Source organism: Aureimonas frigidaquae (assembly GCF_001463905.1).
In the GTDB taxonomy this organism is placed as follows: Bacteria; Pseudomonadota; Alphaproteobacteria; order Rhizobiales; family Rhizobiaceae; genus Aureimonas; species Aureimonas frigidaquae.
Genome location: NZ_BBWR01000005.1, coordinates 12,742 through 34,502 on the forward strand (window position 1 = coordinate 12,742; position 21,761 = coordinate 34,502).

A 21,761-nucleotide genomic window follows, 5' to 3' on the forward strand; every position below is an offset into this window, starting at 1 on the left:
TCCTTGTTCGCCCGAAGGGCCGGCGGGCACTCTCCGCCCGCCGGCCTTTCGATCGGCATCAGCCCTGCATGATTTCCTTGAACTTTGCGAACCACTGGCTCTCGTTCTCGACCTGCACCTTGGACGAGATGCGGATGAGGTGTTTGAAATCCTCTTCCGTGGTCGGATAGGCCGGGTTGCCGACAAGATCGGCCGGCGGCGTCAGGCCGGGGACCACGCCCGGCAGGCCGAGCCCGTCGAGCCAGACCTGCTGCGCCTGGCGATCGAGCGCGTGGTTGATATAGGCCTTGGCCCAATAGAGCTCGTTCGCGGGCAGGCCCTGCGGGATCCACAGCCCGTCCGTATCGAACTTGGCGCCTTCCTCCGGCACGACCCAATCGATCTCGATGCCGTTCTTGCGCGCCTCGCGCGCATTGGTCGAGATGGTGCAGGCGGCGTCGATCTCTCCCTTCTGGAACCAGGCGGTGAAGTCCGGATCCTCGCCCAGGAGCGGCTCCTGCTCCTTGACCTTGGCGATGAAGTCCCAGGCCGGCTGCATGTCGTTCGGAATGCCGGCCAGGGTGCCCCCGCCGGCGATCTGCGCCGGGAAGTGGAAGCCGATCCCGTCATTATACAGGGCGATGCGGCCCTTCAGGCGCGGGTCCAGAAGGTCCTTCCAGGAGGTCGGCGGCCCATCGGGGAAGGCCGAGGGGCGGAAGGCCAGCACGTAGACATAGCCATAGGTGTTGACGATCGGATAGCCGTCCAGCCCGACCGGCTTGGCAAGCTCGGTCGTGTTCTTGAGGTTCGGCAGGTCCGACAGGTCCTCCGTCACGCCGCGCAGCGCCGATTTGGTGGCGTTGGTGGTCGTGTCCCAGTTCACATGGATGGGCGGCACGCGCTTCTGCGCCACGGCCGCCCAGATCTTGGGCTGGATCTCGTTGTCTTCGGTCAGGTCGTGGCGGACGGCGATGCCCGTCTGTTCGGTGAAGCTGTCGGAGACGCCGGCCTTGAGGGCGTCCACCCAGCTTCCGCCCCATGCCCGCACGATGATTTCGGTCGGCTTTTCCGGCTCCTGCGCAAAGGCGCGCGACAGGCCGAGGCCCGGCAGCATGGCGCCTGCGCCAAGTGCGCCCATCGAGGCAAGGAGCGTGCGCCGCCGGATGGATTTCGACAGGAAGTTCTCGTTCGACATTCTGGCCCCCGCGGTTTGGGATGGAGTGCTACTGACTGAAGACATGCAGGTCACGGGCATTCCAGCCCAGCGCCACACAGGCGCCCGGGCCAAATTGCGCATGGCCTTCCGGATCGTGGTCGAAAACGCGCAGCCGTTGCCCGGGTAGGGACTCGGCCTCGACCTCGTAGACGACCCGCTCACCCTCGAAGATGGCATCGGTAATACGGCCGGCAAGCACCGTATCGAGCCCGGAAAGTCCGGCGTCCACAGAGGCGATCCGCACCTGTTCGGCGCGCACCGCGCCGGCGCAGGCGCGGCCGGGATCGAGCGCGTCGCCGACGGCGCGGCCCGGCAGGCTCAGGCCCGCCACCGCGATCGACAAATCCGGCCCGGTGCGGGACAGGACCCGGCCCGGCAGGAAGTTGGTGACGCCGATGAAGTTCGCCACGAAGGCGTTGGCCGGTGCGCGATAGGCTTCGACCGGCGCCGCCTTCTGCTGGATCAGCCCGCCATCCATGACGACGATCTCGTCCGAAACCACCAGCGCTTCGCGCTGGTCATGCGTGACGTTGATGGTCGTCACGCCGAGCTCTTTCTGGATGCGCCGGAATTCAAGCTGCATTTCCTCGCGCAGCTTGCGGTCGAGCGCGGCGAGCGGCTCGTCGAGCAGGAGAAGGTCAGGCTCGAAGACAAGGGCCCGGGCAATGGCGACGCGCTGCTGCTGGCCGCCCGACAATTCGTGAACGCGCCGGCCGCCATAGCCGCCAAGGCGCACCAAATCGAGGTAGCGTTCCACCCGGTCCGGGATCTGCCGCGCATCGAAGCGCCGCATCTTCAAAGGGAAGGCGACGTTCTCGGCCGCCGTCATGTGGGGAAAGAGCGCAAGCTTCTGGAAGACCATGCCGATGGCCCGGCGGTGCGGCGGCACGGCGCTCACCGGTTGGCCGTTGATGAAGATCTCGCCCCGGCTCGGCGCGTCGAAGCCGGCGATCATTCGCAGGAGCGTCGTCTTGCCCGAGCCGGATGGGCCGAGGATCGTCAGAAAGCGGCCCTTGGCCAGGTCGAAGGATGCCTGCCGCACGGCGTGCACGTCGCCATAGATCATCGCCACGTCGCGCACGGAAACGGCAGCCGAGGCCGGGTCCGCGTTCGTCAAGGCTGCGGGTGAACCGTCACGCGCCATGCACCACTCCAAACGACCCGTCCCAAGGGGTCCCATCGACTTGTCTATACAGGAGCGTACAAGCCGGTCAAGTTGTGGGCATGCCGCTCTTATGAGCACTTAGATGGAGGCGAGATAGCCACCATCGACCGGAATGCAATGGCCGGTGACATAGGCGGCCGCGTCGCTGCACAGGAACACGACCGCCCCGCCGACATCGGCATCGCGACCGAACCGCCCTTGCGGGATCCGGTCCAGCATCCGGGCTTCCCATTGCGCGTCGGCATAAAAGCCTTCCGTCATGGCCGTGCGGAAATAGCCGGGCGCGATGGCGTTGACGCGGATCGACCGGCCGGCCCATTCCGTGGCCAGAGCCCGCGTCATGCCGAGCAGCCCCGTCTTCGACGCGCCATAGGGCACCGCGGTCGGAACGCCGACGAAGGATGTCAGCGAGCAGAGATTGACGATGGCCCCGCCGCCGCTGTCCGCCATATGCCGCGCGGCCGCCTGCGCCATGAAGAAGGCGCCCTTCAGGTTGGTATCGACGATCCGGTCCCACAGCGCCTCATCGACCGCCTCCGACGCCCGGACCTCTTCGATTCCGGCATTGTTGACCAGGATATTCAGCCCGCCCAGCGCCTCGCGCGCTTCTGCCACACTACTCTCCGCCGCGCCCGTTCGGCTGACATCCTGCGCCAGCCCGACATGCTGCCCGCCCTGCGCATGAAGCTGTGCGAGCGTCTCCTCCAACGCCTCCCGCCGGCGCGCCGTGACGGCCACCTGCGCCCCCGCCGCAGCCAGCGCCAACGCAATGGCCCGCCCAAGCCCACGGCTCCCGCCCGTCACCAGGGCCTTGCGGCCAGCCAGCGAAAAGAGATCGGACATCGACGGTCCCCAAAGTGATGAAGCGCTACCGGAGGACGAACCTATACGGGCGGCAACCGGCCGCCAAGTCTGCACGGTCGCAGCTAGGGCGTGCTTTCTCAGTCATTCTGCAGCCCTTAAACGAGACGCGCCCACGTCAGGGAGCGTTGGATGGAAACCTCATCGAGAACGATGTAATACTCCAAATATGAAATCTTGTGTCGCCCTGTCGATCAGATATGGATTGTTCTTATGGGTTCCCCGAAAGTTAAACCGGCACTGGAGCGGCTGGGCCAGGATATCCGCTACGCGCGTCTGCGTCGTGGCATCACCATGGCGGACCTTGCTTTGCGTTCAGGAACATCGACGAGCTCCATCGCCCGCCTCGAGCGGGGCGATCCGGGCGTTGCCACAGGAACGCTTGCCGAAGTTCTCCTTGTGCTGGGCCTTCTGGAGCGTTTGGCTGACATCGTCGATATCCGTAAGGACGATCTGGGGCTGGCCTTGATGACGGAACAGGGGCCACGCCGAGGCCGTTCCTTTGCGGCGAGGTTGAAACAGCAGAAGGCGAATACGGCGGAGAAACGGGATCGGCAGGATATTGTGGACCCTGACGGGGTGTCCTTCTGATGGCCGATTTCACCGCCCATGTTGCGCTTGGCGAAAGCTGCACATCGGTAGGGCAGTTTCGTTTCCCGCAGGCCGCGGCACGCGACTATGAAGCCGCATTCACCGGTGACGAGATGGAACATGCGCTTCAAGATATGAACTCACATCTGAACGGGACGGTACGCTTACACGTCAGATATGATTGGCATGTTAGGCGAACATCCGTCGCTTTAGGCCGACGTTGGCGGCATTGAAGCCTTGCATCGCGTAGGGCCTGCAAAGTTGCTTAGTCGCCCACCGCGTCGTGGTTGCCTCGACAAGTTGCGCGCCGTTGCAGGTTGAGCGACTTAACTTTGCCTGGAACTGCCGCACCACCGTTATCGGCCAAGCCAGCCGTCTGAACACAATCGGATGGAGAATTAGGGGAAACTGGTGGAGCTGAGCGGGATCGAACCGCTGACCTCGTCATTGCGAACGACGCGCTCTCCCAACTGAGCTACAGCCCCGTCCACCATTTCGTGGTGGCTTCTAGGCCTGGGTCCGGGGGCTGTCAAGCGGCTTGTCACACGCTGGTGCATTTCCCCGATTGTGCGGATGCGCTACAGGGGTTTGAAACCAATCGAAGGCAACGATCGTCCATGCTCGCCCTCATTCAGCTCATGCTGCTCATCCTCAATATTCTGTGGTGGATCATCATTGCCTCCGCGGTCCTGTCCTGGCTCTTCGCTTTCGGCATCGTGAATCCGCGCAACCAGTTCGTCTCGACCATCGCCGACTTCCTGTACCGCGTGACCGAACCTCTGTACCGGCCGATCCGGGCCATCCTGCCCGATCTCGGCGGGATCGATCTGTCGCCGCTGGTGGTCCTGCTCGGCATCTTCTTCCTGCAGCAGCTCATCGTCCATTCGCTGGCCCGGGTGCTGCTCGGTTACTGATGGCGGTCTTCCTGACGGTGCGGCTGACGCCGAAAGCCGCCCATGACCGGATCGACGCGGCCGAGCGCGGCGCGGAGGGCTGGCACCTCAAGGCGCGTGTGCGCGCCGTGCCGGAGGACGGGAAGGCCAATGCCGCGCTGATCCGCCTCGTCGCGGAGGCGCTGGGGCTCGCAAGGTCGGATATCAGTCTGACGGGCGGCGGCAAATCGCGCGAGAAGAGGCTGCGGATCGAGGCCGAACCCGCCGACCTCGAAACGGTCCTGGCGGGGCTCGGCGGCGCCGGAACTTAAGGGGGATACGAAAACGGGCCGCGTTGCGGCCCGTTGTCTGAGAAAACCTTGAGTTTACTTGCCCTTGGTCTCGTAGCGCTCGATGGCTTCGCGGATCAGCCGCTTGGCCTCGTCCGAGCCGCCCCAGCCCTCGATCTTCACCCACTTGCCGGGCTCCAGATCCTTGTAATGCTCGAAGAAGTGCTCGATCTGCTTGAGCGTGATGCCCGGCAGGTCCGTATGCTCGCGCACTTTTTCATAGCGCAGCGTCATGTCGGAGGAGGGCACCGCGATGACCTTCTCGTCCTGGCCCTTATTGTCCTCCATCTTGAGGACGCCGATCGGGCGGCAGGCGATCACGCAGCCCGGCAGGAGCGGGCGGGTGTTGCAGACGACGACGTCGATCGGGTCGCCATCATCCGACAGCGTGTGGGGCATGAAGCCGTAATTGCCCGGATAGACCATCGGCGTGTAAAGAAACCGATCCACGAAGAGGGCGCCCGACTCCTTGTCCATCTCGTACTTGATGGGTTGGCCGCCGACCGGAACTTCGATGATTACATTGATGTCGTCCGGTGCGTTCTTGCCGCGCGGGATCGCCTCGATCTTCATGAGCTCGCATCCTGTTCAGTAAAATGGCTGTCTGTCTGTTGGCGTTCCTAAAGCAGAACGGCCCCGAGTGGAAGCGCTCGCCGCGCCTGGCAAACAATCAGCCTTTGCGATGGTCCAGCCGGGCGACCAGACGGTCCCCACCCCATTGCAGAAGCCAGACCATGGCGACCAGCAGCGCCACCACGGCGATCATGACGTCGGTCTGGAAACGCTGGTAGCCATAGCGGATCGCCAGATCGCCGAGGCCACCGGCACCGATCGCGCCGGCCACCGCCGTGGCACCGACCAGCGTGACGAGGGTTACGACGAAGCCCGCGACAAGCCCCGGCAGCGCCTCCGGCACGAGGACCTCGCGCACGATGGTCCAGCGCGTCGCGCCCATGGCTCGGGCGGCCTCCACCAGATTGGGATCCACCTCGCGCAAGGAGACCTCGGCCATCCGGGCATAATAGGGAATGGCCGCGACCGACAGTGGCACGATGGCCGCCCATGTTCCGAGCGAGGTGCCGACCACGAGCCGCGTAAAGGGGATCAGCGCGACGAGCAGGATGATGAAGGGCACCGAGCGGAAGGCGTTGACGAGCCCGCCCAGGAGCCAGTTGACGGAGCGCGAGCGCATGATGCCTCCGCGGTCGGTCAGGGTGAGTACCAGGCCGAGCGGCAGGCCGAAGATGAGCGATGCCAGCCCCGAAGCGCCGGTCATCAGCAGCGTCTCCTGCGTCGCGCGCAGCAACTGGTCGATCAGGACGGGGTTCACGCGGAGAGTGCCTCGACATGGATCGCGGCCTCTGCCAGCGCAGCCTCGATGGCCGGGACGAGCATTGGCGTGCCGGGGCGCACGGCGATGAAGAGCCGGCCGACCGGCTGGCCCTGAATCTGCGTCATGTCGCCGCCGACGATGGCGATATCGGAATCGAAGCGCCTGGCGATGTCCGACAGGAACGGCTTTGCCGCAGCCTCGCCGCCGAGCTCCAGCCGGTAGAGACGCGTCATCGGCGCGGGGCGGTAGTCGACCGGCGCTTCGGGAAGAATGGCGGCAAGCAGTCCGCGCGTTTCGCGGGCCTGCGGATTGGCGAAGACCTGCCAGGTTTCGCCCTGTTCCACCACGCGGCCGCCATCCAGCACGAGGACCCTTCCTGCGATGCGCCGCACGACATCCATCTCGTGCGTGATGAGCGCGATGGTCAGGCCGAGGCGCCGGTTGATATCGGCCAAGAGCTCCAGGATCTGTTCCGTCGTTTCCGGATCGAGGGCGGATGTCGCCTCGTCCGACAGGAGGAGGACCGGGTCCGCCGCCAGCGCGCGGGCAATGCCGACACGTTGCTTCTGGCCGCCGGAGAGCTGCGCCGGATAGCGATCGCCCCGGCCGGAAAGCCCGACCAGATCCAGAAGCGCCGCCACCCTGCGGCCGCGTTCGGACCTAAGCAGGCCGGCGATCTTCAAAGGCAGGGCGATATTTTCGGCCGCGGTCCGGTTGGCGAGGAGATTGAAGTGCTGGAACACCATGCCGATGCGCCGTCGCACCGGCTGGAGCTGTGTTTCGGACAGGGCTTCGATGGCCTGCCCCTCCACCTCGACCGTCCCCGCATCCGGCCGCTCAAGGCCGTTGATACAGCGAATGAGGGTGGATTTGCCCGCGCCGGACCGGCCGATGATTCCGACGATCTCGCCCCGCTGGATCGACAGGTCGATCCCGGACAGGGCAGCATGCGTTCCGAATCGCTTGGAGACGCCGGACAGGCGCAGGATCGGCGTCTCCGGCCGGGCGGGCGGATGATCCATCGGCAGCTTAAAAGGCCGGAAGGGCCGCGCCCTTATAGGCCGCCTCCAGAGCCGCGGCCACGGCCGGGTTCTGATAGGATGCGACAAGGGCGGCAACCCAGGGTTCATCCTTGTCGGCCGAGCGGACTGCGATGATGTTGCGGTAGGGGTTGTCGTCCAGGGATTCGACGGCGATCCGGTCCTTCTGCGGATCGAGGCCGCTCTTGAAGGCCCAGTCCGTATTTACCACCGCAGCGTCGAGATCGTCGATCGAGCGGCCGACAATGCCGGCATCCAGTTCCTGGACGCGGATGTTCTTCGGGTTTTCCGTGATGTCGAGCGCGGTGGCCAGAACACCGGCGCCGTCGCGCAGCGTGACCAGCCCCTGGTCTGCCAGGAGCTTCAATGCACGGCCGCCATTGGAGGGATCGTTCGGAATGCCGATGGTGGCGCCGTCCGGTATCTCGGCCACGCTCGCATGCTTGCGGGAGTAGAGGCCGATCGGCTGGATCAGCGTGTAGCCGGCCGCCTCCAGCGCGTAGCCATGCTGCTCGATCTGCGCGTCGAGATAGGGCTGATGCTGGAAGGCGTTGGCGTCGATCTCGTTATTGGCGAGCGCCTCGTTGGGCTGGATGTAATCCGAGAAGAGGACGGTCTGAAGCGTCAGCCCGTGCTTGGCGGCTTCCGCCTTCACCACCTCGAAGACCTGCTCGTCCTCGCCGGCCATGATGCCGATGCGCACGGTCTGATCGGCCTGCGCACTGAAGGGCAGGGCAAGGCTGGATGCCAGGGCGATGGCGGCCAGAAGGCCGCGACGGGACAGAAGATGGGTCATGGTCATGTGACAGTCTCGGTCGTGTGGCGGGCTGGTGCCCGGATGCGGCCAATAGACCCCGTGGAGCGCCGTCCCGCAAAGGATGGCATTGCGCAGTTCGACGCCAGCGCGAAAAAATCGCAACGCAACCGTTCGGTCTGCAAGAGATGCGGTGCGGGCCGAAGGACGGCCCGCACCCAAGCCTTGTCTCAGGCGGCGGCCTTGCGGCTCTTTTCGAAGCGCTTGCGCTCGTTCGGATCGAGATAGAGCTTGCGCAGGCGGATGTTCTTCGGCGTCACCTCGACCAGCTCGTCGTCCTGGATCCAGGACAAAGCGCGATCCAGCGTCATGCGGATGGGCGGGGTCAGCTTGACGGCCTCGTCCTTGCCGGCGGCGCGGATGTTGGTGAGCTTCTTGCCCTTCAAGACGTTGACCTCGAGGTCGTTGTCCCGCGTGTGGATGCCGATGATCATCCCCTCATAGACCTTCACGCCCGGATCGATGATCATCGGTCCGCGGTCCTCGAGGTTGAACATGGCATAGGCCACGGCCTCGCCCGACTCGTTGGAGATCAGGACGCCGTTGATGCGGCCCGCAAGAGCGCCCTTGTAGGGCTGGTAGGAGTGGAAGAGCCGGTTCATCACGGCCGTGCCGCGCGTGTCGGTCAACAGCTCCGACTGATAGCCGATCAGGCCGCGCGTCGGCGCATGGAAGACGAGACGCTGGCGCCCGCCGCCCGAAGGCCGCAGCTCGACCATCTCGGCCTTGCGCTCGCTCATCTTCTGCACGACGATGCCGGAATGCTCCTCGTCCACGTCGACGACGACTTCCTCGATCGGCTCCAGCGTGTCGCCGGTGGCCTCGTCCTTCTGCATGACGACGCGGGGGCGCGAGACGCCGATCTCGAAGCCTTCACGGCGCATGGTCTCGATCAGAACGGCAAGCTGCAATTCGCCGCGGCCGGACACGAAGAAGGAATCCTTGTCTTCCGATTCCTCGATTTTCAGCGCCACATTGCCTTCCGCTTCCTTCATCAGGCGGTCGCGGATGACGCGGCTCGTCACCTTGTCACCCTCGGTCCCGGCGAGCGGGCTGTCATTGACGATGAAGGACATGGTGACCGTCGGCGGATCGATCGGCTGGGCTTCCAGCGCCTCGGTCACCTGCGGATCGCAATAGGTGTCGGCGACCGTGCCCTTGGACAGGCCGGCAATGGCGACGATGTCGCCGGCTTCGGCGTAATCCACCGGCTGGCGTTCCAGGCCACGGAAGGCCAGGATCTTGGAGATGCGGCCGTTTTCGAGCTGCGTGCCGTCGCGGCTCAGGACCTTCACGGCCTGGTTCGGGCGGATGGAGCCGGACTGGATGCGGCCGGTGATCAGGCGCCCCAGGAACGGATTGGCCTCCAGGATGGTGCCGATCATGCGGAACGGCTCGTCCTTGCCGCCGGTGGCCGGCGCGGGAACGTGGTCGAGGATCAGGTCGAAGAGCGGGGCGAGCCCCTGGTCCTGCGGGCCGTCCGGCGCATCGGCCATCCAGCCGCCGCGGCCCGAACCGTAGAGGACCGGGAAGTCGAGCTGCTCTTCGGTCGCGTCAAGCGCGACGAACAGATCGAAGATCTCGTTCAGCACTTCCTCGTGCCGCTCGTCCGGGCGGTCGATCTTGTTGATCGCCACGATAGGCTTGAGGCCGACCTTCAGCGCCTTGGACAGCACGAACTTGGTCTGCGGCATCGGGCCTTCCGACGCATCGACCAGGATGACGGCGCCGTCCACCATGTTGAGGATGCGCTCGACCTCGCCGCCGAAGTCGGCGTGGCCCGGCGTATCGACGATGTTGATGCGCGTGTCCTTCCACTCGACCGACGTCGCCTTGGCAAGGATGGTGATGCCACGCTCTTTTTCGAGGTCGTTGGAGTCCATGGCGCGTTCCTCGACGCGCTGGTTCTCACGCACAGAGCCGGACTGGGCGAGGAGCTTGTCGACAAGCGTCGTCTTGCCATGGTCGACGTGGGCAATGATCGCGATGTTGCGAAGCTTCATGAAATCTCGCTCGGGGTAGGGCATCGGACCGACAGGACGTATCCGGTCTTCGGGGCTTCCGACGCGTAAACAATGGTTCGGACTGCACCGGTTCCGCCCCGATGCCTTCCCGAAAGGCTTCAAGCACACCAAAGGCACTCCCCCGGGCGGGAAAGCACCTTCGATACGACAATGCCCTTCATTCGATGGGCGCGTCATACACCATTATTCGCAACTGCGAAAGTGGCGCCGTGACACAAGCCCGTTCCGAGCGCCGATCAGGCGAGCCCGCGCTTGCGCATCAGGGCGCCCGTCTGCGGCATGCGCCCGCGGAACTCCGTGTAGAGCGCCTCCGGCGGGCGGCTGTTTCCGGCGGCATAGACATGCCGGTGCAAACGCTCGGCGAGGGCGGGGTCGAAGGGATCGCCGCTTTGCGTGAAGGCCTCGAAGGCGTCGGCATCCAGGACCTCCGACCACATGTAGGAATAGTAGCCGGCCGAATAGCCGTCGCCCGAGAAGACATGCGCAAAATGCGGCGAGCGGTGGCGCATGTTGATCGCCTCCGGCATGCCGAGGCCACGCAGAAGCTCCGCCTCTTCCGCGATGGGGTCGGCCGGCGCATCGGGGCGGTCGTGCAGCGCCAGGTCGACCAGGGCCGAGGCGGTGAATTCGACCGTGTCGAAGCCCGCATCCACGTTGCGCGTGGCGTTCATCGCATCCAGCAAAGCGGTCGGAAGCGGGGCTCCGGTGTCCACATGGCGCGCATGACGCTCCAGGATCTGCGGCACGGTCAGCCAGTGCTCGTAGAGCTGCGAGGGCAGCTCGACGAAATCGCGTGAGACGGCCGTTCCCGACAGGGACGGCCATGTCACATCCGACAGGAGCCCGTGCAGCGCATGGCCGAACTCGTGGAACAGCGTGCGTGCATCGTCGATGGACAGGAGTGCGGGCGTGCCCTCGGCCGGCTTGGCGAAGTTGCAGATATTGTAGATGATCGGCAGGTGGCCGCCATCGAGCTTGTCCTGCGAGCGCAGGCTGCTCATCCAGGCGCCCGAGCGCTTGGATGGGCGGCTGAAATAATCGCCGATGAACAGGCCGACCGGCGTTCCATCCGCGCGCTCGACGGCAAAGACCCGCGCATCCTTATGCCAGGCGCGGGCATCCGGCAGCGGGCGGAAGCACAGGCCGAACAGGCGGCCCGCCACATCGAAGGCAGCCTCGATCATGCGTTCGAGCTGGAAGTAGGGCTTGAGCGCACCTTCGTCGAAGGCGTATTCGGACTGGCGCCGCCGTTCGGCCCAGTACCGCCAGTCGGCCGCTGCCAGCGGCGCGTTGCCGCCCTGTCCGGCGGCGAGCGATGACAGGCGCTCCGCATCCTGCAGGGCGCGCTCGCGCGCCTTGTGCCAGACCTCCGTCAGAAGGGTGCGGACGGCCTGCGGCGTCTGAGCCATCGTGTCCGCCAGCTTGTAGGCCGCAAAGCTCTCATAGCCGAGGAGCTGTGCCTTCTGTGCGCGCAGGCCAAGCATTTCGGCGATGATCGGCCGGTTGTCGTGCGGGCCCTCATGCTCCCCGCGCAAGATCCAGGCGGCATAGGCCGCCTCACGCAGGGCCGCGTCCGGGCAATAGGTGAGGAAGGGGACGATGATGGAGCGCGACAGGGTCACCACACCGCCCTCCAGCCCGCGTTCGGCGGCGGCGTCGCGCATGGCGCCCGACAACCAGTCCGGCACCTGTGCCAGCACGTCGGCATCGACGGGGAGGGCAAAGGACCGCTCGTCGGCCAGGACGTTCTGGGCGAAGGCCGTGCCGAGTTCCGACAGGCGGGCGTTCAGCTCCGACAGGCGATCGCGCGCCGCACCCTCCAGCCGCGCGCCGCTGCGCACGAAGCCGAGATGGGTCCGTTCCAGAAGACGCAGCGCTTCCGCGTCGAGCCCGAGCGACTGGCGTTCCGCATAAAGCCTGTCGATCCGGTCGAACAGGGCGGCGTTGAGCGAGATCGCGGAATTGTGGCGTGACAGTTCGGGCGAGACGGCGCGCTCCACGGCCTGCAGCGCATCGTTCGTATCGGCGCCGGCCAGCGCGTAGAAGGTGGCCGCCACCCGCCGCAGCAATCCACCCGAGCGCTCCATGGCGGCGATCGTGTTCATGAAGTCGGGCGGGGAGGCCTGGCCGGCAATGGCGTCGATCTCGGCCCGATGCTGCGCCATGGCGGCCTCGAAGGCGGGGCGGAACAGGTCCGGTGTGAGCCGCGCGAAGTCCGGAAGCCCGTGCGGCGCGTCGAAATCGAAGAGCGCAGGATGAAAGACCGTATCGGTTCCGTTCATGAGCGTATCAGTTCCTTCGAGAAGGGTATCGGGCAGGCGAAGCTGTGCCGCATCGGCGACTCGCCCCGATGCGGATTGTTTTGCCGACAGTTAGGAATTGTCATGGATAGATGAAATGCCGTAAGCGAAAAAGGCTGGAAAGGCTTGGGCGCCGCGGCAAGCGTGAAGGGATGCACGTGACGGAATATACTTCTGGCAATACCCTGGGTTTTCTCCTTGCCGATGATGCGCGGCTGTACCGCCAGGCGTTCGAGCGGGCAGTGGCGGAGAACGGCCATGGGCTGACCCCGGGCGAGGTGCGCACATTGGGCCATGCCATGCGCTACAGCGGATCGCGCCAGGCCATCCTTGCCGAGCGGATGGGGATCGAGCCGATGACGCTGTCGGCCTATCTGGACCGGCTGGAAGCGCGCCAGCTCATCCGCCGCGAGGTCGACCGCACGGACCGGCGCGCCAAGATCATCCACCCGACCGAAAGCGCGGTGAAGCTGATGCGCGAGATCGCGCCGACATTCCAGCGCGTCTACGACGAGGCGACACGCGGCCTCGATCCGGACGATATGCGCGTCTGCGTGAAGGTGCTCATGGCGCTGCGCTCCAACCTGACCAGCGATCCCGAGCTTCTGGGCAGCATGGAGCCGCTGACGGCGGAAGAGCTGACGGGCCGGCCCGTCCTGTGATGTCATGACGCGCCGCATGTCGGAGCGGCGCACCAGCGCCATTGGCGGCATGCTCGTCGCGATCGGCCCCATCTCCATGGCGCTCTACACCCCCGCCATGCCGGACCTTGCCCGCGCCTTCGACACGAGCCCCGCGCTCGTCAATCTGACGCTCACCCTCTACTTCGCCGGATTTGCCATCACGCAACTCGTCTGCGGCCCCATGTCGGACGCGCTGGGACGCCGCCGCACCACGGTCCTGTTCATGGCGCTCTACATGGTCGGCGCCCTGGCCGCGGTGCTGGCCCCGACCATCGGCTGGCTCCTGGCGGCGCGGCTTCTGCAGGGGGTCGGCGCCTCGGTCGGGGTGGCCACGGCGCGCGCCATCGTCCGCGATCAGTTCACGGGCGAGACATCCTCCCGGATCATGAGCACGATCGGCATGATCCTGGCGCTCGGTCCGGCCGTCGCGCCGACCATCGGCGGCTTCACGCTGGGCCTCGCCGGCTGGCATGCGATCTTCGTGCTGATGCTGTTCTTCGGGCTGGCCGTCATCGGTATCGTCCTTGCCGCCATGCGGGAGACGACGGAGCCGGACGCCGCGCTCCTGCAGCCGCGCGCCATCATGGCCGCCTATGGGCTGCTGCTGCGCAGCCGCATCTTAGTCTGCTGTTGCCTGGTGCTCGGCGGCTCGATCGGCGCGCTTTACAGCTGGGCGACCATTTTGCCCTTCGTGCTCATCGACCGCGCCGGGCTGACGCCCCAACAGTTCGGCCTCGGCATGCTGGCGCAATCGGGCATGTTCTTCCTCGGCAGCACGAGCGCGCGCATCGGCATGCGCTGGGTGCCGGCGCGCCGCCTGGTGGCGCCGGGGCTGGCGATGATCGGGCTTGGCGGCATTCTCCTGATCGTGGTGCTCGGTCTGCGCGCGCCAGCCTATCTGGAGGTGATGGCGCCGATCGGACTCTATGCTTTCGGCATCGGCTGCGCCATGCCCGCCATGACCACCATGGCCCTGGCGCCGTTTCCGCAGATGGCAGGCTCGGCCGCCGCGATGATGGGTTTCATGCAGATGGGCGCGGGACTGGTCGGCGGTCTTGCCGCGGCAGCCATTCCCGATCCGGTCCTGGCCCTGCGCATCATCGTCCCGACGCTGGCGCTGATCGCCATCCTGGCCTATCTGGCGCTACCGCGGGGCCCGCTCACGCCGCAGCGCGCTCCCCATTGATCCGCTGCATGACCTCGGCACCGAGGCGGAAGCTGTCGCGCCGCGCGGCCTCGTCGTGGATCTGGCCGTTCAGCATGACCTCGTCCGGCTTGTAGCGGGCGATCAGGGCCGAGAGCTCGCGCTCGACCGTCTCCGGCGCGCCCGTGGCAGAGACGGCCAGCGCGTCGTCGACCATGGCGCGGGCGGCAGGGTCGAGCGCAGCGTCGATATCGTCGACCGGACGAGGAAGCTTTCCGGGCTTGCCCGAGCGCAGTTGCGCGAAGGCAAGCTGCATGGAGGATTTGAGCCGCGCGCCCTCTGCATCGCTCTGCGCGGCAAAGAGATTGACCGCCAGCATGAAATAGGGCGCGGCAAGCTCGGCCGAGGGACGGAAGGTCTGGCGGTACACCTCGACCGCATCGTCCAGCGCCGCCGGCGCGAAATGCGATGCGAAGGCATAGGGCAGGCCGAGATGGGCGGCGAGCTGCGCGCCATAGAGGCTGGATCCGAGGATCCATACGGGCACGCGCGTGCCCTCGCCCGGAATGGCGGCGAGCCGCTGGCCGGGATCGGCCGGGGAAAAGTAATGCATGAGCTCCACCACATCCTGCGGGAAGTTGTCGGTGGATTCGAGGTTCCGGCGGAGCGCGCGGGCGGTCATCATGTCGGTGCCGGGGGCGCGGCCCAGGCCAAGGTCGATCCGGCCCGGGAACAGGGTCGCCAGCGTGCCGAACTGTTCGGCGATGACGAGCGGCGCGTGGTTGGGGAGCATGATGCCGCCGGCGCCGACACGGATCGTCCGTGTGGCTGCCGCGACATGGCCGATCACCACCGCCGTGGCGGCGCTGGCGATGCCGGGCATGTTGTGGTGCTCGGCCAGCCAGAACCGGTTGTAGCCCAGCGCCTCGGCGTGGCGTGCAAGGCCTGCCGACCGCGCCAGCGCATCAGCAGCTGTCCCGCCTTCGGGGATGGGGGACAGGTCGAGGACGGAATAGGGAATGGCCATAAGGATACCTTCACAACGTTACGACACCATCTGGTGATTGTGCCGGCCGATGTGAAGACGCGCCGTGGCCGCCACCCTGCGCGCCGTGGCGAAGGGTGGCGTCATGATGCGAAGCGCTTCAGCGCGCGTCGCGCTTGGCGAGCGTGCGCAGGCGCAGGGCGTTCAGCCGGATGAAGCCGGCGGCGTCCTTCTGGTCATAGGCGCCGTGATCGTCCTCGAAGGTGACGAGCGCGTCGGAATAGAGCGATTTTGCGCTTTCGCGGCCGATGACGATGACATTGCCCTTATAGAGCTTCAGCGTGACCGTGCCCTCGACATGCTCCTGGCTTTTGTCGATCAGCGCCTGGAGCATCTCACGCTCGGGCGAGAACCAGAAGCCGTTATAGATGAGCTCCGCGTAACGCGGCATCAGCTCATCCTTCAGATGCGCCGCGCCGCGGTCCAGCGTCAGGCTTTCCATCGCGCGGTGCGCATGGATCAGGATCGTGCCGCCGGGCGTCTCGTAAATGCCGCGCGACTTCATGCCCACGAAGCGGTTCTCGACGAGGTCCAGGCGGCCGATGCCATTGTCGCGGCCCAGATCGTTCAGCCGCGCCAGGATCTCGTGCGGGGGCAGCGCAGCGCCGTCGATGGAAACGGCGTCGCCGCGGTTGAAGCCGATCCGCACGATGGTCGCCCGGTCGGGCGCTTCCTCGGGGCTGACCGTGCGCTGGAAGACATAGGCCGGCGGCTCCTCGTTCGGATCTTCCAGGACCTTGCCCTCGGACGAGGAGTGCAGAAGGTTGGCATCGACCGAGAAGGGCGCCTCTCCGCGCTTGTCCTTGGGCACCGGGATCTGGTGCTGTTCGGCAAAGTCGATCAGATGGGTGCGGGACTTCAGCTCCCATTCGCGCCAGGGCGCGATGACCTTGATGTCCGGGTTCAGCGCATAGGCGGCCAGCTCGAAGCGCACCTGATCGTTCCCCTTGCCAGTGGCGCCGTGGGCGATGGCGTCCGCGCCGGTTTCCCGGGCGATCTCGACCAGATGCTTGGCGATGAGCGGCCGGGCGATCGACGTGCCGAGGAGGTAGGTTCCCTCATAAAGCGCATTGGCGCGGAACATGGGGAAGACGAAGTCGCGCACGAACTCTTCGCGCACATCCTCGATCCGGATGTCCTTGATGCCGAGCAGCTCGGCCTTCTTGCGGGCCGGCTCCAGTTCCTCGCCCTGGCCGAGATCGGCCGTGAAGGTGACGACCTCCGCGCCATATTCGGTCTGCAGCCATTTCAGGATGATGGATGTGTCCAGTCCGCCCGAATAGGCGAGTACGACCTTCTTGACGTCGCGATGCGCGGCCATTCTGCTCACTTTCCCTTGCGTCTCCGGCCGTGGTCGCGGGGAGCCGTCCGCTCCCGCCTGCCGGCAGCCTGGCGTTATCGTGACAGGGGCTCTACAGGAAGAGGGCAGCGCTGAAAAGTTCGAACGCGTGGCGCGCCCCAGCGCCCGGCCTCTTCAAAGACGCGATCGGTCGGGGTACAAGCGCCGCCGTGCCAGTTTTTGGAGCGCGCGCCGCATGACCTTCCTTCCCGATACTGCAGCGCTCGCCTCCTTTGCGCTGGCGTCTTTCGTCCTGGCGATCACGCCGGGGCCGGACATGATGCTGTTCCTGTCACGCACGGTGGCGCAGGGGCGTCTGGCTGGCTTTGCCTCCATGCTCGGTGCGGTCAGCGGCATCGTCGTCCATACGACCCTGGTGGCGCTGGGCCTGGCGGCCCTTCTGGCGGCATCGCCGCAAGCCTTCACCGTGCTCAAGCTCGCCGGCGTCGCCTATCTCGTCTATCTTGCGGTGCAGGCGGTGCGCCACGGATCGGCCCTGTCGGTGGACGAGCGCAAGAGCCGGCCGCTGGGCTTCTGGCACAACTGGCGCGCCGGTTTTGCGGTCAATCTCCTGAACCCGAAGATCATCCTCTTCTTCCTGACATTCCTGCCGCAATTCGTGGCCGCGAGCGATCCGAACGCCGCCGGCAAGCTGGCCTTTCTCGGCGCGCTTTTCGTGGTCGTGGGCGTGGCGGTCGGTGCCGTGATCATCCTGATGGCCGAGCAGGCCACGGCTTTGATCCGTCAGAGCCCCAAGGCGACCCGCGCGCTCGACTGGGTCTTCGCGTCGGTCTTTTCCGCCTTTGCCATCAAGCTCATGCTCGCGCGGGTCTGAGGCGGCCCGTCACGACGCATAGGCATAGGGGCCGCCGCGCTCCAGCGCCGCACGGTAGGCCGGCCGCGCATGGATCCGCGCCAGGAAATCCCGCAGGAGCGGCCGGGCGCTGAAGTTCAGCCGGGCGCTCGCGGCCTCGATGGGGAAGCTCATCATCACATCGGCCACGCTGAAGGCGGGGCCGGCGAACCAGCCGGTCGTCTTCAGGCTCGCCTCCCAGTAATCGACATGTGCCTGCGTCTGCGGCGCGACGAAGGCCTCGTTCGCCTTGTCCATCGCGGTGCGGATGACGGGCCGCACCAGAGCCGGCGTGCGTTCGGCGATGACCGACAGGACGAGGCCGAGGAACAGCGGCGGCATGGCCGAGCCTTCCGCGTAGTGCAGGAAGTGCCGGCAGGTCCAGTAATCGGGACTGTCCTGCACGGGCATGAGCCGCCCGCGCGCATGCGTTTCCAGGATGTAATCCACGATCGCCCCGGTTTCCGCCAGGGTCGTCGCACCCTCCGTTAGGACGGGCGCCCTGCCGAGCGGGTGGACCGACTTGAGCTCGGGCGGCGCCAGCCTGTCGCTGCCGCGCTTGTAAGCCCGGACCTCATAGGGCAGCTGCAGCTCCTCCAGAAGCCAGAGAATGCGCTGCGAGCGGGAATTGTCGAGATGATGAACCGTGAGCATCGACTCTAGATCGGGTCCGGGCGGGCGTTGGCAAGGTCCGCTCGGTTCTGCGGTCCACGACCCGACGGACGAAGTGCCTCGCATCGCTGAGTTCGAGCCTGTCAGGCGGCATCTTGCCAGTGGTGAGGCACGGCGCGATAGACCGTCGGCCTCCAGGTATAGAGCATGTCATGGTAGAATCGATGGCGTATAACCGGCGTTACAACTTGAGGTTGCATTTTGACTCGACATTGGATCAACGAAGCGGGGAAGGTCGATGCCTGGCCTCGAAAGGAGAAGTACCGCGTCAAGGTGCTGTCTTATCTCTGTGAAAAGTTCGATGCTGACAGGATTTACACAGAGAAGGAGGTCAACATCCTCCTCCAGCAGTATCATACGTTTCAGGATTGGGCCCTTCTGCGCAGGGAACTGTATGAGCGCGGCTTCCTGGACCGGGATCCCCGTACACAAACATACTGGGTCGTTCGAAACGGCGCGTGACAGCCGGCGCGCCTAGCTTTCGACCCGGTCCGGTGCGCCCGTCCTGCGGCGCCAGCGGCCGGCGCCGTGGCCGGCCACGATCCAATAGATAAGGGCGAAGGCGAGGCCGGACAGGAGGATGGCCGTCTGGATGCTCATGGGCGGTTCCATGCCGCCATAGGCCAGACGGGTGACGACGAAACCGCCGATCAGCCCCGCCGCCGCATGGAGAAGCAGCGACGACCAGCCGAGGATTTCCGTCACAACCATGAAGAGCGCCCAGGGCAGGAGCGCGGTCGAGCCGACCTGCGCGGATTGGGCAAGAAACAGGACAGCCAGCTCCACGATCTGCACAGGATCCTGCTCCAGCGAGGCCAGGGAGAAGGGCACGAAGGGCCAGACCAGCGGGAAGGCGGCCGCGAAACAAGCCAGGATGAAGCCGATCGGAATGCCGAACAGAAAGCGGAAAACCGTGCGCATCCTGTCAGCGTCAGCCGGCCACGGCCGCCGCCAGGGCCAGCCGGTCGGCCTTTTTCATCCGTTCCGATTCCGACTTGAGCTGCCCGCAGGCGGCGAAGATGTCACGGCCGCGCGGCGTGCGGATGGGGGAGGCATAGCCGGCATCGTTCACCAGATCGGCGAAGCGCTCGATCTGGTCCCAGTCGGAGCATTCGTAATCCGTGCCGGGCCAGGGATTGAAGGGGATCAGGTTGATCTTGGCCGGAATGCCCTTCAGGAGCCGGACCAGTTCGCGCGCATCGGCCAGGCTGTCGTTGACGCCCTTCAGCATCACATATTCGAAGGTGATGCGTCGCGCGTTGGACAGGCCCGGATAGGCGCGGCAGGCCGCCAGCAGCTCTTCCAGCGGGTACTTCTTATTGATCGGCACCAGCACGTCGCGCAGCTCGTCCCGGACGGCGTGCAGCGAAATGGCGAGCATGACGCCCATTTCCTCGCCGGTCCGCGGGATCATCGGGACGACGCCGGATGTGGACAGGGTGATGCGCCGCCTGGACAGGGCCAGCCCGTCACCGTCGGAGGCGACAGCCAGCGCTTCCTTGACGTTGTCGAAATTGTAGAGCGGCTCGCCCATGCCCATCATGACGATGTTGGAGACGAGGCGGCCCTCGTTGGGCACGATGGCGCCGATGGGCGTATCGGCATGGGGAAGATCGCCCAGCCGCTCACGGGCCGTCAGGATCTGGCCCACGATCTCACCCTCGGTGAGGTTGCGCACCAGGCGCTGCGTGCCGGTGTGGCAGAAGGTGCAGGTCAGCGTGCAGCCGACCTGTGAGGACACGCACAGCGTGCCGCGCCCTTCCTCGGGAATGTAGACGGTTTCGATCTCCACCGGGCGGCCGGCGCCGCGGGCCGGGAAGCGGAACAGCCACTTGCGGGTCCCGTCGACGGAGATCTGCTCCTCGACGATCTCCGGCCGGGCGATCTCATGCCGCTCGGCCAGCGCCGTGCGCAGATCGCGCGAGACATTGGCCATGACCGAAAAATCGGTGACGCCGCGCACATAGAGCCAGTGCCAGAGCTGGCCGACGCGCATGCGAACCTGCTTGTCGGGCACGCCGATATCGCGCAGGCGCGCACCCAGCGCATCGCGCGACAGGCCGAGCAGCGATGTCCGGTCCTGCACGGCGGCCGGGCTGGCATTGCCGGGCCGCTCGGCTCCGGTCAGGTCGATCGATACGCTCATAAGCTCGTTCCCGGCAGGCGGCGAACGAGTCCGGCCGCGCCACTTCCATCATCGTCTATGGTCGAATGGGGGAACACATGCGCGTTTTGCGCGCAAATCGCAAGGTGCGCGCGGAAAATCTGTTGCGGGGCGGGCAGTTGCAGCCGGCCCCGCACTGTTGGTCCATGGCGCCTGGGCGCGTCAGCGGCACTCGCCGATGGAGTTGATCGCTGCCGTGATGCCGGCCAGCGAGTAGGAATATTTGGTGGCGGTGCCGCGGGCCGAGGTGGCGTCCACCTGCATGGCCTTGCCGTTCCGCATGGCGGCGACGAGCTGCGGCTCCTCGGCCGGCTTCTCGACCCAGGCCGATTCGCCACGCGTGAAGAGGGTGAACTTGCGGCCGTCGACCGTCACCGTCACCTTGGAGCCCTCGCGCATGGGGTAGCCCATCACGACCTGCGGCTCGTAGGCGCGGTTCTGTCCCGGCTTTTGGGAGACCAGGAAGAAGATATCGCCATGGTTGACGCTGGCGGGTTCCTTCGTCTTCGGGGCGGAGAGTGCGTAGCAGACCTTATTGCCGCCCGTGGTGTAGGAATAGGTGCCCCAGTCATTGAACTGGTTCAGGCGGGTCGGCGTCTGGGCGAAGGCGGCGGCGGTGGAAAGGACGACAAGGGCTGTTGCCGTCAGGACTTTCGTAAAGGACATGGTTCCCCGCAAATTAAAAATTCGATGGCTCACGCGAAACGCGCGGTGATGCGTCACGCCGCGATCTGCCCGGAAATTACTGCGAAGAGACTTTATGGACCGTAAACGCCGGTCCATGACCTGCGGCCCGTTCGCAGCGCGCGTTCACGCAGCAGCCAAAAGATGGCGGCAAGACCATGTCCAAAATGTGGGCTCGCAAAGACGTGTCCGCCAGCGCGGCGTCACACGCCGTCGGTGGTGGTGTCGCGCTTCAGGAAACGCCTGGCCCGGCTGTAATGGCGTGGCGCGATGTTGGCGCGCACGGCGGCGATGGCGGCCATCAGCACGGCGGCATCGTCGGTAAAGCCGATCAGCGGTGCGAAATCGGGAATGATGTCGGTCGGCAGCACGAAATAGGCCAGCGCCGCCAGGAGGATGCCGCGTGATGCCACGGGCGTCCTGGGGTCGAGCGCGCAATAATAGGAGGCGAGCAGATCCTGCGTGAAGGGAACCGCCCCCGCCGCACGGCGGAACGTGTCGAGGAAGGAACGGCGAACGCGTTTGCGTTGCCCCTCCTGGCCTTGGGGGTCCGCCGGCTGAAGGATCCGGTCGATCGTCTGCCGCCCGAGCGGCATGCGGGGAAGAGACAAGCGCGTCATGCGCCAAGAGAT

General features: G+C 65.8%; 23 protein-coding genes and 1 tRNA gene. 7 read left to right on the top strand and 17 right to left on the bottom strand.

Features of this window, described 5'->3' with window-relative positions:
* Positions 1–58: 58 nt before the first annotated feature.
* From AUL30_RS05515 to AUL30_RS05525, 3 genes are all read right to left on the bottom strand, one after another.
* Entirely contained in the window at positions 59–1,174 is a 1,116-nt protein-coding gene (locus AUL30_RS05515; RefSeq protein WP_062226876.1) for an ABC transporter substrate-binding protein, read from the bottom strand.
* Between the two features lie 28 nt (positions 1,175–1,202).
* The gene (locus AUL30_RS05520; RefSeq protein WP_083507714.1) at positions 1,203–2,261 is read right to left on the bottom strand and encodes an ABC transporter ATP-binding protein; all 1,059 of its coding nucleotides are present in this window, start codon (positions 2,259–2,261) and stop codon (positions 1,203–1,205) included.
* Positions 2,262–2,438: 177 nt separating this feature from the next.
* Positions 2,439–3,203 (bottom strand): SDR family NAD(P)-dependent oxidoreductase, encoded by a 765-nt coding sequence (locus tag AUL30_RS05525; protein ID WP_062226878.1) that lies wholly within the window; start codon positions 3,201–3,203, stop codon positions 2,439–2,441.
* A 231-nt stretch (positions 3,204–3,434) separates the two neighbouring features.
* On the opposite strand from AUL30_RS05525, the gene AUL30_RS05530 reads away from it, so the two are divergent.
* The gene (locus AUL30_RS05530; RefSeq protein WP_062226879.1) at positions 3,435–3,812 is read left to right on the top strand and encodes a helix-turn-helix domain-containing protein; all 378 of its coding nucleotides are present in this window, start codon (positions 3,435–3,437) and stop codon (positions 3,810–3,812) included.
* 409 nt (positions 3,813–4,221) lie between these two features.
* Here AUL30_RS05530 and AUL30_RS05535 read toward each other — a convergent pair.
* Positions 4,222–4,297 (bottom strand) — tRNA-Ala (locus AUL30_RS05535).
* A 132-nt stretch (positions 4,298–4,429) separates the two neighbouring features.
* Here AUL30_RS05535 and AUL30_RS05540 point away from each other — a divergent pair.
* Together AUL30_RS05540 and AUL30_RS05545 are read left to right on the top strand one after the other, a co-directional pair.
* Positions 4,430–4,726 (top strand): YggT family protein, encoded by a 297-nt coding sequence (locus AUL30_RS05540; RefSeq protein ID WP_062226880.1) that lies wholly within the window; start codon positions 4,430–4,432, stop codon positions 4,724–4,726.
* A complete protein-coding gene (locus AUL30_RS05545) occupies positions 4,726–5,016 on the top strand; it encodes a DUF167 family protein (protein ID WP_062226881.1) in 291 nt (96 codons plus the stop codon). Before AUL30_RS05540 ends, AUL30_RS05545 begins: the two co-directional genes overlap by 1 nt.
* Positions 5,017–5,070: 54 nt before the next feature.
* On the opposite strand, the gene ppa is transcribed toward AUL30_RS05545, so the two are convergent.
* The 6 genes from ppa to AUL30_RS05575 all read right to left on the bottom strand — a co-directional run bounded on the left by ppa (position 5,071) and on the right by AUL30_RS05575 (position 12,527).
* Entirely contained in the window at positions 5,071–5,607 is a 537-nt protein-coding gene (gene ppa, locus AUL30_RS05550; RefSeq protein ID WP_062226882.1) for an inorganic diphosphatase, read from the bottom strand.
* Positions 5,608–5,704: 97 nt separating this feature from the next.
* Positions 5,705–6,364: a methionine ABC transporter permease gene (locus tag AUL30_RS05555; RefSeq protein ID WP_062226883.1), complete on the bottom strand. Its 660-nt coding sequence runs from the start codon at positions 6,362–6,364 to the stop codon at positions 5,705–5,707.
* A complete protein-coding gene (locus AUL30_RS05560) occupies positions 6,361–7,389 on the bottom strand; it encodes a methionine ABC transporter ATP-binding protein (RefSeq protein WP_083507690.1) in 1,029 nt (342 codons plus the stop codon). Before AUL30_RS05560 ends, AUL30_RS05555 begins: the two co-directional genes overlap by 4 nt.
* A gap of 7 nt (positions 7,390–7,396) precedes the next feature.
* On the bottom strand, positions 7,397–8,209 hold the full coding sequence (locus tag AUL30_RS05565) for a MetQ/NlpA family ABC transporter substrate-binding protein (RefSeq protein ID WP_157069937.1): 813 nt from the start codon (positions 8,207–8,209) through the stop codon (positions 7,397–7,399).
* Between the two features lie 182 nt (positions 8,210–8,391).
* Positions 8,392–10,224 carry a translational GTPase TypA gene (gene typA, locus AUL30_RS05570; protein ID WP_062227046.1) on the bottom strand — a complete coding sequence of 611 codons (1,833 nt, stop codon included), beginning with the start codon at positions 10,222–10,224 and terminating at the stop codon, positions 8,392–8,394.
* A gap of 257 nt (positions 10,225–10,481) precedes the next feature.
* A complete protein-coding gene (locus AUL30_RS05575; RefSeq protein ID WP_062226884.1) occupies positions 10,482–12,527 on the bottom strand; it encodes a M3 family metallopeptidase in 2,046 nt (681 codons plus the stop codon).
* A gap of 176 nt (positions 12,528–12,703) precedes the next feature.
* On the opposite strand from AUL30_RS05575, the gene AUL30_RS05580 reads away from it, so the two are divergent.
* Together AUL30_RS05580 and AUL30_RS05585 are read left to right on the top strand one after the other, a co-directional pair.
* Complete coding sequence (locus AUL30_RS05580) at positions 12,704–13,207, top strand: MarR family winged helix-turn-helix transcriptional regulator (protein ID WP_157069938.1); 504 nt, start codon at positions 12,704–12,706, stop codon at positions 13,205–13,207.
* A gap of 16 nt (positions 13,208–13,223) precedes the next feature.
* Positions 13,224–14,414, top strand: coding sequence for a multidrug effflux MFS transporter (locus tag AUL30_RS05585; protein WP_157069940.1), 1,191 nt, complete (start codon positions 13,224–13,226; stop codon positions 14,412–14,414).
* Here AUL30_RS05585 and AUL30_RS05590 read toward each other — a convergent pair.
* Together AUL30_RS05590 and AUL30_RS05595 are read right to left on the bottom strand one after the other, a co-directional pair.
* Positions 14,389–15,399, bottom strand: coding sequence for an LLM class flavin-dependent oxidoreductase (locus AUL30_RS05590; RefSeq protein ID WP_062226887.1), 1,011 nt, complete (start codon positions 15,397–15,399; stop codon positions 14,389–14,391). The genes AUL30_RS05585 and AUL30_RS05590 overlap by 26 nt on opposite strands.
* Positions 15,400–15,517: 118 nt before the next feature.
* Positions 15,518–16,738, bottom strand: a complete 1,221-nt coding sequence (locus tag AUL30_RS05595; RefSeq protein WP_062226888.1) for an argininosuccinate synthase — start codon at positions 16,736–16,738, stop codon at positions 15,518–15,520.
* 214 nt (positions 16,739–16,952) lie between these two features.
* On the opposite strand from AUL30_RS05595, the gene AUL30_RS05600 reads away from it, so the two are divergent.
* On the top strand, positions 16,953–17,591 hold the full coding sequence (locus AUL30_RS05600; RefSeq protein ID WP_062226889.1) for a LysE family translocator: 639 nt from the start codon (positions 16,953–16,955) through the stop codon (positions 17,589–17,591).
* Positions 17,592–17,600: 9 nt separating this feature from the next.
* On the opposite strand, the gene AUL30_RS05605 is transcribed toward AUL30_RS05600, so the two are convergent.
* A complete protein-coding gene (locus AUL30_RS05605) occupies positions 17,601–18,263 on the bottom strand; it encodes a glutathione S-transferase family protein (RefSeq protein ID WP_062226890.1) in 663 nt (220 codons plus the stop codon).
* 219 nt (positions 18,264–18,482) lie between these two features.
* On the opposite strand from AUL30_RS05605, the gene AUL30_RS20265 reads away from it, so the two are divergent.
* Positions 18,483–18,743 carry a DUF2087 domain-containing protein gene (locus AUL30_RS20265; RefSeq protein ID WP_202814478.1) on the top strand — a complete coding sequence of 87 codons (261 nt, stop codon included), beginning with the start codon at positions 18,483–18,485 and terminating at the stop codon, positions 18,741–18,743.
* A 12-nt stretch (positions 18,744–18,755) separates the two neighbouring features.
* Here the strand turns inward: AUL30_RS20265 and AUL30_RS05615 are convergent, their stop codons facing one another.
* From AUL30_RS05615 to AUL30_RS05630, 4 genes are all read right to left on the bottom strand, one after another.
* Positions 18,756–19,202 (bottom strand): hypothetical protein, encoded by a 447-nt coding sequence (locus tag AUL30_RS05615; protein ID WP_062226892.1) that lies wholly within the window; start codon positions 19,200–19,202, stop codon positions 18,756–18,758.
* A gap of 10 nt (positions 19,203–19,212) precedes the next feature.
* Entirely contained in the window at positions 19,213–20,427 is a 1,215-nt protein-coding gene (rlmN, locus tag AUL30_RS05620) for a 23S rRNA (adenine(2503)-C(2))-methyltransferase RlmN (protein ID WP_062226893.1), read from the bottom strand.
* 180 nt (positions 20,428–20,607) lie between these two features.
* A complete protein-coding gene (locus tag AUL30_RS05625; RefSeq protein WP_062226894.1) occupies positions 20,608–21,111 on the bottom strand; it encodes an invasion associated locus B family protein in 504 nt (167 codons plus the stop codon).
* Between the two features lie 221 nt (positions 21,112–21,332).
* Positions 21,333–21,725 (bottom strand): YkvA family protein, encoded by a 393-nt coding sequence (locus tag AUL30_RS05630; protein ID WP_062226895.1) that lies wholly within the window; start codon positions 21,723–21,725, stop codon positions 21,333–21,335.
* Positions 21,726–21,761: the final 36 nt, after the last annotated feature.

Bases quoted from the DNA above. Each gene is read 5' to 3' on its own strand.
- AUL30_RS05515 (WP_062226876.1), bottom strand. From the start codon at position 1,174: ATGTCGAACGAGAACTTCCTGTCGAAATCCATCCGGCGGCGCACGCTC.
- AUL30_RS05520 (WP_083507714.1), bottom strand. From the start codon at position 2,261: ATGATCTATGGCGACGTGCACGCCGTGCGGCAGGCATCCTTCGACCTG.
- AUL30_RS05525 (WP_062226878.1), bottom strand. From the start codon at position 3,203: ATGTCCGATCTCTTTTCGCTGGCTGGCCGCAAGGCCCTGGTGACGGGC.
- AUL30_RS05530 (WP_062226879.1), top strand. From the start codon at position 3,435: ATGGGTTCCCCGAAAGTTAAACCGGCACTGGAGCGGCTGGGCCAGGAT.
- AUL30_RS05540 (WP_062226880.1), top strand. From the start codon at position 4,430: ATGCTCGCCCTCATTCAGCTCATGCTGCTCATCCTCAATATTCTGTGG.
- AUL30_RS05545 (WP_062226881.1), top strand. From the start codon at position 4,726: ATGGCGGTCTTCCTGACGGTGCGGCTGACGCCGAAAGCCGCCCATGAC.
- ppa (WP_062226882.1), bottom strand. From the start codon at position 5,607: ATGAAGATCGAGGCGATCCCGCGCGGCAAGAACGCACCGGACGACATC.
- AUL30_RS05560 (WP_083507690.1), bottom strand. From the start codon at position 7,389: ATGGATCATCCGCCCGCCCGGCCGGAGACGCCGATCCTGCGCCTGTCC.
- AUL30_RS05565 (WP_157069937.1), bottom strand. From the start codon at position 8,209: ATGACCATGACCCATCTTCTGTCCCGTCGCGGCCTTCTGGCCGCCATC.
- typA (WP_062227046.1), bottom strand. From the start codon at position 10,224: ATGAAGCTTCGCAACATCGCGATCATTGCCCACGTCGACCATGGCAAG.
- AUL30_RS05575 (WP_062226884.1), bottom strand. From the start codon at position 12,527: ATGAACGGAACCGATACGGTCTTTCATCCTGCGCTCTTCGATTTCGAC.
- AUL30_RS05585 (WP_157069940.1), top strand. From the start codon at position 13,224: ATGTCGGAGCGGCGCACCAGCGCCATTGGCGGCATGCTCGTCGCGATC.
- AUL30_RS05590 (WP_062226887.1), bottom strand. From the start codon at position 15,399: ATGGCCATTCCCTATTCCGTCCTCGACCTGTCCCCCATCCCCGAAGGC.
- AUL30_RS05595 (WP_062226888.1), bottom strand. From the start codon at position 16,738: ATGGCCGCGCATCGCGACGTCAAGAAGGTCGTACTCGCCTATTCGGGC.
- AUL30_RS05600 (WP_062226889.1), top strand. From the start codon at position 16,953: ATGACCTTCCTTCCCGATACTGCAGCGCTCGCCTCCTTTGCGCTGGCG.
- AUL30_RS05605 (WP_062226890.1), bottom strand. From the start codon at position 18,263: ATGCTCACGGTTCATCATCTCGACAATTCCCGCTCGCAGCGCATTCTC.
- AUL30_RS05615 (WP_062226892.1), bottom strand. From the start codon at position 19,202: ATGCGCACGGTTTTCCGCTTTCTGTTCGGCATTCCGATCGGCTTCATC.
- rlmN (WP_062226893.1), bottom strand. From the start codon at position 20,427: ATGAGCGTATCGATCGACCTGACCGGAGCCGAGCGGCCCGGCAATGCC.
- AUL30_RS05625 (WP_062226894.1), bottom strand. From the start codon at position 21,111: ATGTCCTTTACGAAAGTCCTGACGGCAACAGCCCTTGTCGTCCTTTCC.
- AUL30_RS05630 (WP_062226895.1), bottom strand. From the start codon at position 21,725: ATGCCGCTCGGGCGGCAGACGATCGACCGGATCCTTCAGCCGGCGGAC.